16 protein-coding genes are annotated in these 14,737 nt (G+C 62.7%); 10 read left to right on the plus strand and 6 right to left on the minus strand.

Annotated elements, in window-relative coordinates:
- Positions 1–379 precede the first annotated feature (379 nt).
- Entirely contained in the window at positions 380–1,573 is a 1,194-nt protein-coding gene (locus FIV42_RS02060) for a DUF3095 domain-containing protein (RefSeq protein WP_168210330.1), read from the plus strand.
- Positions 1,574–1,598: 25 nt separating this feature from the next.
- Here FIV42_RS02060 and FIV42_RS02065 read toward each other — a convergent pair whose 3' ends face one another.
- Entirely contained in the window at positions 1,599–2,363 is a 765-nt protein-coding gene (locus FIV42_RS02065; RefSeq protein ID WP_141196062.1) for a metallophosphoesterase family protein, read from the minus strand.
- A 245-nt stretch (positions 2,364–2,608) separates the two neighbouring features.
- On the opposite strand from FIV42_RS02065, the gene FIV42_RS02070 reads away from it, so the two are divergent.
- The gene (locus tag FIV42_RS02070) at positions 2,609–3,427 is read left to right on the plus strand and encodes a nucleotidyltransferase (protein WP_141196063.1); all 819 of its coding nucleotides are present in this window, start codon (positions 2,609–2,611) and stop codon (positions 3,425–3,427) included.
- A 19-nt stretch (positions 3,428–3,446) separates the two neighbouring features.
- On the opposite strand, the gene FIV42_RS02075 is transcribed toward FIV42_RS02070, so the two are convergent.
- The 3 genes from FIV42_RS02075 to FIV42_RS02085 form a co-directional block, all read right to left on the minus strand.
- Positions 3,447–3,959, minus strand: coding sequence for a hypothetical protein (locus FIV42_RS02075; protein ID WP_141196064.1), 513 nt, complete (start codon positions 3,957–3,959; stop codon positions 3,447–3,449).
- A gap of 196 nt (positions 3,960–4,155) precedes the next feature.
- Positions 4,156–4,374, minus strand: coding sequence for a hypothetical protein (locus FIV42_RS02080; protein WP_141196065.1), 219 nt, complete (start codon positions 4,372–4,374; stop codon positions 4,156–4,158).
- 159 nt (positions 4,375–4,533) lie between these two features.
- Positions 4,534–4,920, minus strand: coding sequence for a hypothetical protein (locus FIV42_RS02085; RefSeq protein WP_141196066.1), 387 nt, complete (start codon positions 4,918–4,920; stop codon positions 4,534–4,536).
- A 292-nt stretch (positions 4,921–5,212) separates the two neighbouring features.
- On the opposite strand from FIV42_RS02085, the gene FIV42_RS02090 reads away from it, so the two are divergent.
- Complete coding sequence (locus tag FIV42_RS02090; protein ID WP_141196067.1) at positions 5,213–5,680, plus strand: hypothetical protein; 468 nt, start codon at positions 5,213–5,215, stop codon at positions 5,678–5,680.
- A gap of 67 nt (positions 5,681–5,747) precedes the next feature.
- Here the strand turns inward: FIV42_RS02090 and FIV42_RS02095 are convergent, their stop codons facing one another.
- Complete coding sequence (locus FIV42_RS02095) at positions 5,748–7,229, minus strand: diadenylate cyclase (RefSeq protein ID WP_141196068.1); 1,482 nt, start codon at positions 7,227–7,229, stop codon at positions 5,748–5,750.
- A 237-nt stretch (positions 7,230–7,466) separates the two neighbouring features.
- Here FIV42_RS02095 and FIV42_RS02100 point away from each other — a divergent pair, with 237 nt between their 5' ends.
- From FIV42_RS02100 to gap, 3 genes are all read left to right on the plus strand, one after another.
- Positions 7,467–7,841, plus strand: a complete 375-nt coding sequence (locus FIV42_RS02100) for a DUF4398 domain-containing protein (protein WP_141196069.1) — start codon at positions 7,467–7,469, stop codon at positions 7,839–7,841.
- Between the two features lie 76 nt (positions 7,842–7,917).
- The gene (locus FIV42_RS02105) at positions 7,918–9,171 is read left to right on the plus strand and encodes an OmpA family protein (protein WP_141196070.1); all 1,254 of its coding nucleotides are present in this window, start codon (positions 7,918–7,920) and stop codon (positions 9,169–9,171) included.
- A gap of 200 nt (positions 9,172–9,371) precedes the next feature.
- A complete protein-coding gene (gap, locus tag FIV42_RS02110) occupies positions 9,372–10,379 on the plus strand; it encodes a type I glyceraldehyde-3-phosphate dehydrogenase (RefSeq protein ID WP_141196071.1) in 1,008 nt (335 codons plus the stop codon).
- A gap of 349 nt (positions 10,380–10,728) precedes the next feature.
- Here the strand turns inward: gap and FIV42_RS02115 are convergent, their stop codons facing one another.
- The gene (locus tag FIV42_RS02115) at positions 10,729–11,268 is read right to left on the minus strand and encodes a helix-turn-helix domain-containing protein (protein ID WP_141196072.1); all 540 of its coding nucleotides are present in this window, start codon (positions 11,266–11,268) and stop codon (positions 10,729–10,731) included.
- A gap of 238 nt (positions 11,269–11,506) precedes the next feature.
- Here FIV42_RS02115 and FIV42_RS02120 point away from each other — a divergent pair, with 238 nt between their 5' ends.
- The 4 genes from FIV42_RS02120 (at position 11,507) to FIV42_RS02135 (ending at position 14,726) form a co-directional block, all read left to right on the plus strand.
- Positions 11,507–11,899 (plus strand): encapsulin-associated ferritin-like protein, encoded by a 393-nt coding sequence (locus tag FIV42_RS02120; protein ID WP_141196073.1) that lies wholly within the window; start codon positions 11,507–11,509, stop codon positions 11,897–11,899.
- Complete coding sequence (locus FIV42_RS02125; protein ID WP_141196074.1) at positions 11,896–12,705, plus strand: family 1 encapsulin nanocompartment shell protein; 810 nt, start codon at positions 11,896–11,898, stop codon at positions 12,703–12,705. The genes FIV42_RS02120 and FIV42_RS02125 overlap by 4 nt, the downstream gene beginning before the upstream one ends.
- Positions 12,706–12,815: 110 nt before the next feature.
- On the plus strand, positions 12,816–13,169 hold the full coding sequence (locus FIV42_RS02130) for a hypothetical protein (protein WP_141196075.1): 354 nt from the start codon (positions 12,816–12,818) through the stop codon (positions 13,167–13,169).
- 93 nt (positions 13,170–13,262) lie between these two features.
- Positions 13,263–14,726, plus strand: coding sequence for a hypothetical protein (locus tag FIV42_RS02135; RefSeq protein WP_141196076.1), 1,464 nt, complete (start codon positions 13,263–13,265; stop codon positions 14,724–14,726).
- Positions 14,727–14,737 lie beyond the last annotated feature (11 nt).

Genomic DNA, 14,737 nt, shown 5'->3' on the forward strand with positions numbered 1-14,737 from the left:
GTCTGTCCTCTGGTAACCTGCCGCCATCACCAATCAATGTGCGACAGGGTCACCATCTTCACGACAGTGTGCTACATTGTCACCCTCTACCAAACCAACTTAAGGGAAGCCTCAGATGATTAAAGGGGTCGGAAAAAACTTTGTCGGATTGCCCGACCTTTTCGTTCGAGGTCAAACTATCTACAATGGCCGCGCGACGGCATTCTGAGCGGCATCGAAGCCCGCGCCCGGCTCATTTTTGCGGGAAAATGATACTCCGCAAAGGTACAGATTTCTTTGTTCTTTTTCGTTTTTCGCTGCAATGTCGCTGACGCGATTTCCCAATTTGGTCATCGCCTCCCATTGTAGCTTGCCGCCACGATTTCACCTCAAGGTCTCTATGAGCACCTCCCCTTCCGACGCCGACTTCTACACGAACTTGGCCCCGTTCCCACGGTTTGCGGACGTGACTGACCTGTCGCGTTATCAACCTGCACCGGACTCTTGGCGTGTGGTGGTGACCGATGTGCGGGGTTCGACGCGTGCCATCGAGGAGGGGCGCTACAAGGAGGTCAACGCGCTGGGCACCGGCTCCATCGTCGCCACGCTCAACGCGGTCGGTGAGCTCGATATCCCCTACGTCTTCGGGGGAGATGGCGCGACGCTGCTCATTCCGGCGAGCGTCGAAGCGCCGGTCGAGAGTGCCCTGGCCGGGGTGGCCAAGCTCGCCGAAGACTGCTTCGACATGGATCTGCGCGTGGGAATGGTGCCCGTCGCAGAGGTCCGCCGCCGCAGCGCCGAGGTGCTGGTGGCACGCTACGAGGCTTCCGAAAACGTCTCGTTGGCGATGTTGACGGGAGGTGGCGCTGAAGTCGCCGAAGAGCTCATCAAAGACGTCGATGACGGGGAGAACTACCGCATCGAGCCGGCCGAGGGCGATGCCTCGGAGTACGCCTCGCTGCTCGAGGGCTTCCACTGCCGTTGGAACTCCATCGAGAGCCGAAACGGCACCACTCTTTGCGTGTTGGTCGTCGCCCTCGGAGAAGACAGCGCCGTGCGCCACGCCACCTACGCGCGTGTGCTCGACGAGCTCGAGGCGGCCGGTGGGCTGCAGGCATTGCATCCACTGTCTCGCGACACGCTCGACCTGGCCACCGAGGCGTCGGCGATGAGCATCGAGGCGCGCCTGAGAACCGGTCGCAAGGCCGGCTTCAAGTACCACACCTACGCCACCAAGACCGCGCTGAGCACTCGCGTGGGCAATTACCTGATGCGCACAGGCAGGCGTGTCGGCGACTTCGACGGCACCGCTTACCCGCGCGAGGTGATCGCGAACGCCGATTACCACAAATTCGACGACGCGCTTCGCATGGTGCTCGACGTGAGCGACGAGCAGCGCCGGCGTATCGAGTCCTGCCTCGCCCGGGAGCGCGAGCGCGGCCAGCTCGCCTACGGGCTGCACGGCTCGGACAGCGCGCTGATGACGTGTCTGGTCTTCGACTTTCAGGGGCGCCACGTCCACTTCGTCGACGGCGCCGACGGCGGCTACGCCATGGCGGCCAAGCAACTCAAGGAGCAGCTTCGTACCGGCTGAGGGAGCATCTCGGCGCCACTGCTCGTCAGTCCTTCTTCGGAGCGCTCAGATCGATCTCGTAGAGCCGAAACGCAGGCCGGTCGGGGTAGACCTGCTTGAGCACGGGAATCGAGACATTGTAGACGGGAATGTCATGGGCGGTCTTGCCCTTGGCACCGCCTTTGTGGGCGTGACCATGGAAGACGACGCTGGCGTCGTAGTGATTGATCGGGTCCTCCAAGCGGCTCGACCCCAAAAAGGGGAAGATCTCGGGAGGCTCGCCTTCGACGGTGTCGCGAATGGGCGCGTAGTGCAGCAAAACCACCCGATGCTCGGTGTCGAGTCGCGATAGCGCCGTCTCCAGCTTGAGTGACTCTTCGACGGTCACGTTGATGAAGTCACGCAGCTCACGCTCACCAAACGGGTGCACCGACCGGGTGCCAAAGCCGCCGCAGAACCCACGCACCCCGGCAAAGCCCACCGAGCCGACCGAGGCGCACTCGCCGTCGAGCACGTCGATGCCGCCGTCTTCGAGCACCTCCATCAACTCCTCGTGGTCGTCGCTGGCCAGGTCGTGATTGCCGAACACCGCCAACACCTTGGTCGAGCGCGCGTGGTCGTGGACGTCGTCAATGAGCATCTTCGCCTCTTTGGTGCGGCCGTGGTCGGTCAAGTCGCCACACAAGAGCAGCACATCGGCGGCTTCGGAAGCCTGTGCGAGTAGCTCGCGCAGCTCGTCTCGCTGCCCACGCCCATAGTGCAAGTCTGCCATCGCCGCGATCCGCAGCGTCTCGTTGGAAGTCATCGCCATCCCCGGCTCTCGAGTCGAATACACAACGCACCGACGAATTTACGCGCAGCCACCGACGAGACCAAACCGGCGACGTCCAACAGCGCGGGCCAGCCATCGACGCCAGCCCCGCCCATGTACGCCACCTGCGCGAGGCGATAGCTGCGGCCGTGCTTATAATTCGGGCGTGTGGGGTGAGCCCCAGCGCCGCTCGATGCGACGTCTCGGGTGACACCCTTCGAAGTCCACTAACCACGAGGTCTTTCATGACGCTAGATCACGAGCCCGGCGAGGGCACCATTCCCAAGGAAGGCATCGCTGTGGCGCACGACGCCATGGAGGCGTTTCACGACGCGGGGGTTCCCTTTTTGGTCGGGGGCGCCTATGCGCTGGCGGTGTACACGGGTATCGAACGCTACACCAAGGATTTTGACGTCTTTGTGCGCGAGTCGGACGTCGAGCGCGCCCTTCAAGTGCTGTCCGACGTGGGCTTTCGCACCAAAATGGAATCGGAGATTTGGATCGCCAAGGCGTTTCGCGGCGAGGAATACGTCGACCTGATCTTCAACTCGGGCAACGCCCGCACACGGGTCGACGACAGTTGGTTCGACTACGCCGTCGAACACGACGTCTTCGGCGTCTCGGCGTTGATCTGCCCGCCCGAGGAGATCATCTGGTCGAAGTCGTACATCATGGAGCGCGAGCGCTACGACGGCGCCGACATCGCCCACATTTTGCGTGCCTGCGGAGACGATCTCGACTGGGAGCGCCTGCTAGAGCGCTTCGACGATCACTGGCGGGTGTTGTTGAGCCATCTGGTCTTGTTCGGGTTCATTTACCCGGCCCAGCGCGACATCATCCCCTCGGAGGTGATGGCCCACTTGCTCGACCTGGCCGAGCAGGAGACCAGCGAGCCGCCCCCGGAGACCAGAATCTGTCGCGGCACGCTCTTGTCGCGCTCTCAATACGGCGTCGACGTGCAGATGTGGGGCTGCTTGGACGCGCGCATCGAGCCGCACGGAGAGTTGACCGAGGCGCAGGCGCGCGAGTTGTCGCCGCCCTTCCGCCCGCCGCAACGGCCGTAAGTCCCCTGCAACCAACTCATCACGCGTCGTCGGCGACGCAGCGGTACTCGCCGCGGCCTTCGCCGGCCACGCACTGCTCGTCGGCGGTGCACCGCTCGCACGGTGAGCCGTCGCAGCCAGGTCCAAGGCCGCCACCGTCGTCACCTTCACAGTAGGTCGTGGGCACGCAGTGCCCCAGAAAGCAGACATGGTCGTCGATCGCGCAGCGGCCCTCACACGTCTGGGTGCAGAAGCCCTGCTCGTCGTCCTCGACCTTGTACTCGAAACAGATGGCTGAGGAGCACTCCTCGGGCCCCTCGCACGGTTGGCCGAAGGTCTCGGAGACGGCGAGCACGGTTGCATCGGCGCCGCTGCGGGCGTCAGCTCGCGCACCGGCGTCCCCATCCTGGGGCAGCTCCTCGACGACACTGGCATCGAAGCCGGGATCGGCGGGCACGGCGCCGATGCGCCCCTCCTCGTGACAGGCGCCCAAGGTGACGAGCGCCAAGCTCAATGAAGCTATCCATCCTGCAGTCGTGACACGTGCGTTCATCAGAACCTCCCCCAAAGCCAGTGGCATTGCTTATGGTGGAAGGTAAGACCGAGGCGCCGGTGCAACAAGACGCTGCCGACTCGACCAAGACGCTGCCGACTCGACCAAGACGCTGCCGACTCGACCAAGACGCTGCCGACTCGACCAAGACGCTGCCGACTCGACAAGAGTCGTCTCCGCGGGACGGCGGCACATGCTACTCGGGGTCGGCGCGGCAGGTATGCACGCTACCGCTGCCCCCGCAGACCTCACACGGGTCTTCAACCCAGCGAAACCCGACATAGCGCCCCTTTCCCGCGCAACCTGGGCAGGTATCGGTCTCGGTGTCGACCTCCCCGTCAGGGTCGACAAAGTAGACCGGCTCTTCGTCCTTGAGGACATCGCGAATGTAATCAGAAAGGCTGATCTTCATCATCTCCCGCTCCCCATCTCAGCGAGCCCCGGGCACCTAATCTCCACCGATCACGCCGTCGATCCTGATGGACTGCGTCAATCTGATGGACTGCGTCAATGCGGAAGCTAAACACAGTCGGGTAGCTTTCTTGCCGAGACCATCCGGTTGTGCCCGTCACTCTCAGGGACACACGATGCTACGCGGATGGGGCGGCGGGTTGTCGACCACGCCGTCACAGTCATCGTCGACGCCGTTGCACACCTCGCGCCCCGCGTTTCGAAGGGGGCACTCGCACCCGTCGACGATCCTCTCCGCGTTGGCGTCGCCCCACCCGGGACGGCATGCGTAGCGACACGTCCCTTCGGGTGAACACCAATGAGCCGTGTTGGGCCGCTCGGGACAGTCGGCGTCGTCGCCACACTCGCGCTCGCCGCCCTCCTCGGCCTCGCCTCGCTCCTCGTCGCCGCGCTGGACCGGTGCGACCGGCTCATGGGCAAACGAGACCGGCGGCATCATCCACCCCACCACGCCCAGCCCCACCAACACCACATACAGTTCGACACGCATGATTGACCCTCCTACACAAGCTCTCCAACGATTCGGTCTGCCTAAGCAACTGCACCGAGATGGTGCAGTTGCTCGAGGCTCTCATTACGGTTTTCGGCAAATTTTCCAAATCGTTGCGTGTGCAGGCGCAAAATCGGCGCTGCAGGGCCACGCAGGGCGGATTTTCTCTGTTCGTTGACACCAGGTGAGCGCGTTTAGTTTATGCAACGACGGGATTGTATGACCTGCAAATGCCCCCCGCCGGTTGATTGGCCGCGCTCATCCCACCTTCGCCAACGCCGCAGAGGACGCCATGACGAAGTTTCCCTCGCTCGAGACGATGAACCCCTACGAATGGGTCGAGGCCATGCGTGTGTTCCGCGAGGAACTCGTCGACGACGCCGCGTCCATCCTGGACGTGCGTACCCGACCCGTTCACGCCGCCCCGGCGCTACAAGAGCTGCTCGATCGCTATCAGCGCCTGGATACGAACGCTCAATTTTCCGAGGAAATGGCCGACGGCGAGCACACCATCGAGGTGCGAGATTTCGACGACGCGCTGGTCTTTTGGGTCTACCCCACCCAGGAGTACGAGTCGCTCGTCTACACGCGCTACGACTACTGGTGGTTCGATCACCGAGGGCTGGGCCCGCGGACCCGTCGACGCCACGAGATCCACTGTGCGGCGATCATGCGCGTGGTCGAGTTGCTCCCGTGGGCCAACGACGACGATCTGCTCGAACTGGCCGCCATCGAGATGGGGTCACGCGCCGGCGAGTGAGGCTACTTGGGCGGTGGGAAGCCCTGACTCAGAAGGCCAAGCCAGAAGGCCAAGCCAGAAGGCCAAATCAGAGGGACGGCCCTCCGCCGGTGCGCCTTGCTTCGGGGCCGATATCGAGGTGAATTTTGATCTGAGGCGGCTTCTGACCTTTGTGGCGCACGTGCTGGGGGAGAACGAGGTTCTTTTGCACCGTCTTCGAGGCGGTCAGCTCGTCGACCTGAATCGGCTCGGTGCTCAACTCGGTGACGTAGCCTTCCAAAAAGCTGGGGACCAGCACCTCGACCCGCCCCGGCTTCGTGATCACCCGGTCGAGTTGATATCCCTGGGGCAACTTGCCCTGGATGCTGGCTTTGACGGGCAACTGCACTTTGACCAGCTTGTGCGCCTTGAGTCGCAGGCTTCGCGGCTCGATATCGGTCACCGACACACCCGCCGGCTCGTTGAGGTGGTCATCGCCCAAGCTCAACTGCACCGGCCCCTCCTTGATCTTGCCCATGTCGACCGAGATCTTGAGCTGCGACGGCTCGATGCGGTCGAAGGTGCGCTCGGAGCCGCTCAGCTCGACGCGCGCCTTGATCGGCTTGGGATCTTGCAGATACCAGCTCGACTCCAGTCCGCGGTACTCGATGGGCACCTCGTAGGTGCGCTGGACGGTCTCGACCCGGTAGGCAAACAGCACCCACAAAAGTGACGCGATGCCCAACGAGGCGAATTTCAGCCCGACGTTGCGCGTGGCCCAACGCGGCCAGATCGCCCGGCGCTGACCGACGCCTTCATGGCGGGCAAAGCGTTCGATCTCTCGGCGCAACTCGGCCGCCGAGGCCACTTCGACCAAGTCGCCCTCACGCGCCACGCTGATCGTACCGCGCTCCTCGGACACCACGATCACGAATGCATCGCAGCGCTCGGCCAACCCCAGCGCGGCCGCGTGGCGAGTGCCTCCCGGCCCCACCCTGCTCAGATCGGTCGACAGCGGCAAATGCACCGCAAATTTGGCCATGCGCCCCCCGCGCATCACCACCGCCCCGTCGTGACCGGCTGTTTTGGGGTGAAAGATGCTCATCAGCATCGGCACGCTCACCGCCGCGTCGGCCTCAATGCCGCCATGCAGGTGGACGTCGAGAGATTCACGCCCCGGCAACACGATCAGCGCGCCCATCTTCTGGCCGGCGAGCTGGTCGACCGCCTCCACGAGCGTATCGACGCCGCCCAGCTCGACGCCAGACTGCTCGCGCTCCCACCACGTCATCGTGCGCAAGCGTTCGAAGAGGCGGCGGATATCGTCCTGAAACACAATCACCAGCGCGACCACGATCGCCGTCAACCCCACCTGGAACACCATCGAAGTCAGGTACAGGTCGAGCAGTTGCGCCAGCGAGTAGAGCACCGCCACGGTGGCTATCCCGAAGCCGACCACGCGCGAGACTCGGTGACGAAGCCAAGCGAAGACGGCGTAGACCAGCGTTGCGATGACCACCACGTCGATGGCATCGGCCGCGCGCAAGTTCACCGCCAGGGCCTCAAAATACGTACGGAACGATTCGATCATGATCCTTCGCTTTTCAACGACAACGCGAGGTGTGCGACGAGCAGACGGAGCTTCGGATAAGCAGACGGAGCCTCGCGAGGCCCGCCGCGCACGAACACAACGCGCGAACGGAGCAGCTTCATTCCACCCCGCCCACCGTTTCCCCTTGCATCCCAAACACTTGTCACCCCTTGGCAGTGATTAACTTCGTGGGTGCGGGTGAGCAATCAACGGGAACGTAGACGAAGGAGGAGCTGTATGCAGCGATTACTTTCGATTCCGATCGTGGCGCTCGCCCTGGCCATCTTGCCGATGGTCGGCTGCGCGACAGCCGACTCGACGCAGGTCACGGCCAAGGATTACGCCAAACCGCGCGAGACGATCCGCGCCGCTCAGGAAATCGGGGCGAACACCATCCCCCAGGCCAAGCTGTACCTGAGCTATGCGGTCGACGAGGTCAACAAGGCCAACCGCTATCTCAAGAAGGGACAGAACTATGAGGCGCGCCTGTCGTTGGCACGAGCGCAAGCCGACGCGGACCTGGCGCTGACGCTGGCCAAAGAACGACGCATGGTCCAGCAAGTGCGCCAGATCGAAAACCGGATCGAGCGCCTGGAGAACCAGATCGAATGACGCCGCCGCTCGGCTGGTCGGCCTCGGGCCGACTGGCAGTGACTGACGGCACGAGACTGACGACCAGGAGGACGTTGTGAGATTACTTCATCGCTTCAAGTTCGCCGGCCTAGTGGCCGCGCTGAGCTTAATGCTGGGCGCATGCGCGACCACCTCGCCGCCCGAGCAACTCGTAGAAGCCCGCGCAAGTTATCAAAAAGCTCAACAGAGTAACGCCGCCAAATACGCGCCCACCGAGCTGGCACAGGCCAAAAAGGCGCTCTTGACTGCCGAGAAGCAGTTTCAAGAGACGGGCGACGAGGAGATTACGCGCACCCTGGCGTATATCGCCAAGCGCCGCTCCCAAGAGGCCATGGCCCAGGGTAAGGTCAACTTTCTGGTGACCACCCGCCAGGCCAAGCAAAGCGAGCTCTTGGCGCGCACCGAGTCGATGCGCGAGCAGTACCAGCGCCAGTTGATTCGCCAGCGCCAGATGGCTCAGATGAACGAACAACAGCTCGAGCAGAAGCGCCAAGAGCTCGAGCAGGCTCGAGAGGAGCTCGAAGACCAGGGCATGACCGCCGAGCAGCTTCGTCAACGCGAGCGCGAATACGCAGCCGCCATCTCGAAGCTCGAGGTCGAAATCGAGCGGCGCAAGAAAGCCGAACAACAACTGCAAACGGCCATGAACAAACTCGAGGATATCGCCGAGGTGCGCCAGGAAGATGGGCGCGGTCAGGTCATCACCCTCGACAACTCGGTACTCTTCGAGGTCGGCCAATCCGAACTGCTGCCCAACGCGCGCCAGCGCCTCAAGCAGGTCGCTGACGTGCTCCAGATGCAGGAAGATCGAAAGATCGTCATCGAGGGCCACACCGACGCCCAGGGCTCCGACCAACTCAACCAGCGCCTGTCACGCGAGCGCGCCCAGTCGGTCAAAGACTTTCTGGTCTCGCGCGGCGTCGATGCCAGTCGTGTACAGACGGTCGGCTACGGCGAAGACCGTCCCATCGCAACCAACCGCACCGTCGAAGGACGCGCCATGAACCGACGCGTCGAGATCGTCTTGCCCACCGCGGAAGCCGTTGGTGGCGGTCCCGACCAACAGAAGCAACAACAACAGCGAGAGCAAGACGAGCAGATGCAGCAGCAAGAAGACATGGAGATGCAGCAACAGGAGCAAGAAGGCATCGAAATGCAGCAAGACCAAGAGGGCATGGAGATGCAACAAGAAGACATGGAGATGCAGCAGCAAGAGCAAGAAGGCATCGAAATGCAAGAAGAGGAAGGCCAGGCCCCCGAGCAGGACACTGAAGCCGACGAATTCGAAGTCGACGACTTTGGTGAGTAATCAGCGCCGTCCTCTTGTTCGCGCCCCCGGTGACTCGCGTCGCCGGGGGCTTTTTTAAATTCTGAAACGCCTCCCGACGCCGGAGTTGATGAGAAAAGTCGCGCGCTTAGGCTCGACGTGTCGCCGAAAACTCGATCACCTCACAACTCAGCTCCCCACAAGCGCACTTCCCATAACCGGAATCAACCAGGAGACACACCATGGCCATCAAAGTCGCCATCAACGGTTTCGGCCGCATCGGCCGCCTCGCCTTTCGTCAATTCATGGAGGCCGAGGACCTCGAGGTCGTCGCCATCAACGACGTGAGTGACCCCGAAAACCTCGCCTATCTGTTACGCCACGACTCGGCCCACGCCTCGCCGAGCGTCGACGTTGGCACCAGCGAGGGCAAGCTTCACTGGGGCGATCAAACCATCAAGTTTCTCAGTGTGCGAAGCCCCGCCGAGTTGCCTTGGTCTGAGCTGGGAGTCAACATCGTGCTCGAAGCGAGCGGCGTGTTCACCAACCGCGAGGACGCGGCCAAGCACCTGGAGGCCGGGGCCAAACGCGTCATCGTCAGCGCGCCGGCCAAAAACGCCGACATCACACTGTGCATGGGAGTCAACGAGGACAAGTACAACCCCGAAAAGCACACCGTTTTGTCGAACGCTTCGTGCACGACCAACTGCCTGGCCCCAGTCGCCAAGGTGCTCGACGACCAATTCGGCATCGCCAGCGGCTTTTTGACCACCGTGCACGCGGTGACGTCGTCGCAGACCATCGTCGACCTTCCGCACAAAAAGTGGCGGCGCGGCCGTGCCGCGATGACCTCGATTGTGCCGACGACCACCGGCGCCGCGGTGGCGACGACGAAGGTCTTGCCTCAACTCGAAGGCAAGATGGACGGCTTGGCGATGCGCGTGCCGGTGGTCAACGGGTCGATCATCGACTTCGTCGCGCGCACGGAAGGCCCGGTGTCGGTCGACAGCGTCAACAACGCGTTTCGCGAGGCCGCTCAGTCCGAGCGACTTCGCGGCATCCTCGGAGTCAGCGAAGAAGAGCTCGTCTCCAAGGACATCATCGGCTCGCCCTACTCGGCGCTGATCGACGTCGCCTCCACCAAGGTCTTGAGCGACGACACCGTCAAAGTCCTGGCGTGGTACGACAACGAGTGGGGTTACGCGCGACGCTGCGTCGATCTGGCCAGTTATATCGCCCAGCAAGCATAGGGCCTGTATGAGAATAAATGCCCGAGCGAGGGCGAGCTGATTTTGAGGCCATTTTTGTTCGTAAAACGTAGGCTTAGCAGCGCTAAATCGAGGCTTTGCGGGCAAAAATGGACCAAAACTCAGCCGTCATTCGCAACCAAATCAATTTTCATACAAACCCTAACGGTGGCCATCGGCACGAAGCTGCGTAGCTTTGGATGCAACCCCCACAGTATCAACAACGGAGACAACGATGCTCAGCGCGAGTTGGATGATTTTGGCCCTGGCGGTGCTCGTAGGCGTGGTCGTATTTCTCGATATTCAAGAGCACCGCAAAGAGCAGCGGCCATAAGGCGTTCGCGGGCTCGGCTCAGGCAACCGCGCGCACCGGAACGTCGGGGAGCTCGCCCTCGAGGCTACTCCAAGGCACCTCGAGCGTCTCGGTGCGCGCTCCATTGGGGTCGATATACACCCGACGCAATTCGCTCAGGCAAACCACGACGTCTTTGTGATTCTTGCGCGCGAAGTTACTCGCGACCTTGAGCGCCTTGCGTCGCGACAATTTCGAGGAACACTCGAGCGGAGCGACGATTTTTGGGGCCCACTGGACCAAGATTTCGGGGTCGGTCGGCGCGTCGTGGCGTGCGATTTCGACACGCTGGGCGCGGCGCACCTCCTCGTCGTCGATATCGAGCGCCGTCGCAAAGCGCGCCAACACACGCTCGTCGGGAAAGTCCGCCTCGCCGCGCTCGATTTCGCACAGGCGACGGCAACCCTTGGTCACATTCTGATAACCCGCCGCGTGTGCACATTCCTTGCGCGACATTCCGTGCCGGGCGCGCGCCTCGCGAAATAGCTCGGCGAGCGTGGGCGCATCTTCAGTCTGTTTCTTTCGTCCGAAAAGCCACATGGGTAACTCCCGTCGCGTTGAACGCGTGAACGATAACGACTGACTGCCATCCGAAGAATTACAGTGTTATCAAGAATTTACACCCCACTAACGACCCACCCCGATCGGTTATTCTGCTAACACCAAAAAATTACACCCGCCCCCTACCTACCCCCTTCCTTCCCCCCTCCTATCCCTTGACCTCCCCTCCCCCGTGCCCATCACTTTCGAAGTCCCATATTCGCACAACGGAGCGCTCATGGCCAAAAACAGCAATCAACTCCACGAAGCTGTCGAGGCACTCGACCCGGAGACGATCGACCGACACCGCGCCATCGTCTCGTTGGTCGAGGAGTTCGATGCCATCGACTGGTACCAGCAGCGCATCGACGCCACCGACGATGAAGAGCTCGCCGCCATCCTCGCCCACAACCGCGACGAGGAGCGCGAGCACGCAGCAATGACGCTCGAGTGGTTACGGCGACGCGACCCGGGCCTGGACAAAGTGCTGCGCACTTACTTGTTCACCGAGGGCAGTATCGTCGACCTCGAAGAGGAGGAGGAGGAAGGCGGCTCGAGCGGGCACGCCCGTCCTCGCAGCGGCGGCGACGGTTCACTGGGCATCGGCAGTCTGCGACAGGAGCGATCATGAATGACTTGTTTCGAGAGCGCGCGCCGATCACCGAGGAGGCTTGGCGCGAGATTGAAGAGGAAGCCGTCCGCGTGCTCAAGCGCACCCTCGCCGCCCGCAAGATCGTCGACTTCTCCGGCCCCCACGGCTGGAAGAAGTCCTCGGTCGACCTGGGGCGCGTCGAGCCATTGAGCGACGCCCCGCAGGCAGGCACCGAGGCCAACATTCGCAAGGTTCAGCCACTGGTCGAACTCCGCGTCCCCTTCGAGTTATCCCGACGCGAGGTCGAAGCGGCCGGGCGCGGTGCCGAGAACCCCGAGCTCGAACCTGTGACCGACGCGGCCCGTAAGGCGGCCTTGGCCGAAGACCGCAGCGTATTCCACGGCTTTCGCCAAGCAGGTATCGATGGAATCTTCGAGGTCAGCGCGAGGCTCGAGTCCTCGGCCTCGCCCGGCTTCGAGAATTATCCCATCATCGTGGCCGAGGCCCTCGACCGGCTGCGTATCGAGGGCGTCAGTGGGCCCTATGCCATTGTGCTCGGCCGCGATTGCTACACCGGGCTGTCGACCACCCATATCGACGGCTACCCGGTCATCGAAGACGTCAAGCGCATGCTCGACGGTCCTGTGATCTGGGCGCCAGGCGTCGATGGCGCCGTCGTCACAAGCCTTCGCGGCGGCGACTTCGAGCTTACCGTCGGCCGAGACTTCTCCATCGGCTACCTGAGTCACGACGTCGACAAGGTCCAACTGTACCTCGAAGAGAGCTTCACCTTCCGCATCCTCGCCCCTGAAGCGGCCGTTCCACTTCCTACCGTCTGCAAGTAGCCGCCAGCGTGGGTGTATTCAGAGAAATGTCGCTTTCCATTTTGTCTTGAGCTTCGGGTCCGTTACAGTAGGGGGGAGTGTTCCATTTTATGTTCCCCTGGATACCTGCGATGTTCGAGCGCTATCCACTTATAGCCGTTGCCCTTCTGTTCGGTCTCCTGACGGCGTGCGCCAGCGGTGACCCACCGCAATCCTCCGGCGGAGAGGACGGTGGCACGCTGATCGACGAAGATACCGATAATAACAACGGCGTCGAACCGGACGCCGGCGATGTGGGCGAGCCCGATGTCGAAAAGGATACCGGACCGACCTATCGGCCTCCGGAGTTCTACCACTCGACCTCCGGCGGAGGTCTGACGACCTCCGGCGAGTTCAAGTTACAGATGAACTTCGGCGCGCCCATCCCCCGAGGGACTTCCTCGAACAGCGAGTACCGCCTCCGGTTCGGGCCGGTGAGTCCTTGAGAATCTTTTTTGGCGTCACGCAGTGCCAGACCGTCAGCCGAAAGGCTGACCGAAGAAAACGCTAGCCAGTGAGATGGGCTAGCAGGAGAAGCTATGAAGCTCAGAAGTTTGATTTTGCTCGTTATTTTGTTGTTGGCTGTGCCGTCGGCGGCCTCGGCAGAAGTCCCCGGATATTTTCCGGTACAGGCCTACCTGACCGACTCGAGCGGCGTGCCGATCGACGGCGACGTCGACTTGGAGTTCAACATCTACGATGCCGCCACCGGCGGAGCGGTGCTCTTCAGCGAAACGCAGACGGTGCAGGCCAATGCCGGCGCGTTCACTGCGTACCTGGGCACCAACAGCGAGCTCGACCTGAGCCTCTTTAGTGACAGCCAAGATCTCTTTTTGGGCGTGACGGTCAACAACGGTGACGAACTCACTCCCCGCCAACGGCTGGCCACAGTGCCGTTTGCCGCACGCGCCATGAGCGCGGCGAGCGCCGACGACGCCAAGACCCTCGACGGCCGACCGGCGACCGACTTCGAGCCGATCACCTACACGGCAGCCGCGCCGCTCGAGATCGACGCCAACAACCAAGTGAGCATCACGACCACCTGCGCTACCGACTCCATTCTCAAGTGGACCGGCAGCGCCTGGGAGTGCACGCCCGACGCCCAACTCACCGCCACGGGCGCCATCGAGCTCAACGGCAGCACCATCGGACTGGTCACCTGCCCCAACGGACAGGTCCTCAAGTCTGACGGCACTAACATGGCCTGTGCCGAGGACGCCGACACGACCTACACCGCCGGCAACGGTTTGAGCCTGGCCGGCGGCGCCTTCGCCGTCGACTACACCTCGACGCAACGGCGCGTAAGCGGCGCGTGCAACGGCACCAACGGTCAAGACTACATCACCGGCATTCTCGCCGACGGCACGGTCGTCTGCGGCACCGACTCGGATTCAGGCGGCGATATCACCGCCGTCAACGCCGGCGACGGACTCGCCGGTGGAGCCGCCAGCGGCGCAGCGTCGCTTCGCGTCGCTGCCGGCGGCATCGCCTCGTCGATGCTCCAGGACGGCGCGGTCACCTCCGCCAAGCTCGCCAGCGGCGCGGTCACCTCGGCCAAAATCGCCACCGGCTCGGTCACCAACACCAAGTTGGGCGCAGGCGCCGTGACGAGCGCCAAGATCTCCGACGGCACCATCACCGGCAGCGACATGGCCGCCGGCACCGTGGGCTCGCGCGAATTGGCCACCGGCGGCGTCACCAACTCCAAGTTGGCCAACGACGCGGTCACCTCTGCCAAGATCTCCGACGGCGCCATCACCAACGCCGACATCTCGAGCACTGCCAGCATCGACGCGAGCAAGATTAACTTCGGCTCGAGCGGCACGACGACGACCACCACCTTCGGCACCTTCCGCCCGGTCGCTATCTGCCCCGTCGGCGGCAATGATGGGCCCCCGTGCAACGGTGCTCAGCCCGGGACGTTCTGCGAGGCTGACAACAGCGAACTCGACGGCACCCTGGATAACTGCAGCGCCTTCGACTGGTACTTCCGCACCAACTAAAACGTCACCTC

The sequence above is a fragment of the Persicimonas caeni genome (assembly GCF_006517175.1).
GTDB lineage: Bacteria > Myxococcota_A > Bradymonadia > Bradymonadales > Bradymonadaceae > Persicimonas > Persicimonas caeni.

Bases quoted from the DNA above. Each gene is read 5' to 3' on its own strand.
- FIV42_RS02060 (WP_168210330.1), top strand. From the start codon at position 380: ATGAGCACCTCCCCTTCCGACGCCGACTTCTACACGAACTTGGCCCCG.
- FIV42_RS02065 (WP_141196062.1), bottom strand. From the start codon at position 2,363: ATGGCGATGACTTCCAACGAGACGCTGCGGATCGCGGCGATGGCAGAC.
- FIV42_RS02070 (WP_141196063.1), top strand. From the start codon at position 2,609: ATGACGCTAGATCACGAGCCCGGCGAGGGCACCATTCCCAAGGAAGGC.
- FIV42_RS02075 (WP_141196064.1), bottom strand. From the start codon at position 3,959: ATGAACGCACGTGTCACGACTGCAGGATGGATAGCTTCATTGAGCTTG.
- FIV42_RS02080 (WP_141196065.1), bottom strand. From the start codon at position 4,374: ATGATGAAGATCAGCCTTTCTGATTACATTCGCGATGTCCTCAAGGAC.
- FIV42_RS02085 (WP_141196066.1), bottom strand. From the start codon at position 4,920: ATGCGTGTCGAACTGTATGTGGTGTTGGTGGGGCTGGGCGTGGTGGGG.
- FIV42_RS02090 (WP_141196067.1), top strand. From the start codon at position 5,213: ATGACGAAGTTTCCCTCGCTCGAGACGATGAACCCCTACGAATGGGTC.
- FIV42_RS02095 (WP_141196068.1), bottom strand. From the start codon at position 7,229: ATGATCGAATCGTTCCGTACGTATTTTGAGGCCCTGGCGGTGAACTTG.
- FIV42_RS02100 (WP_141196069.1), top strand. From the start codon at position 7,467: ATGCAGCGATTACTTTCGATTCCGATCGTGGCGCTCGCCCTGGCCATC.
- gap (WP_141196071.1), top strand. From the start codon at position 9,372: ATGGCCATCAAAGTCGCCATCAACGGTTTCGGCCGCATCGGCCGCCTC.
- FIV42_RS02115 (WP_141196072.1), bottom strand. From the start codon at position 11,268: ATGTGGCTTTTCGGACGAAAGAAACAGACTGAAGATGCGCCCACGCTC.
- FIV42_RS02120 (WP_141196073.1), top strand. From the start codon at position 11,507: ATGGCCAAAAACAGCAATCAACTCCACGAAGCTGTCGAGGCACTCGAC.
- FIV42_RS02125 (WP_141196074.1), top strand. From the start codon at position 11,896: ATGAATGACTTGTTTCGAGAGCGCGCGCCGATCACCGAGGAGGCTTGG.
- FIV42_RS02130 (WP_141196075.1), top strand. From the start codon at position 12,816: ATGTTCGAGCGCTATCCACTTATAGCCGTTGCCCTTCTGTTCGGTCTC.
- FIV42_RS02135 (WP_141196076.1), top strand. From the start codon at position 13,263: ATGAAGCTCAGAAGTTTGATTTTGCTCGTTATTTTGTTGTTGGCTGTG.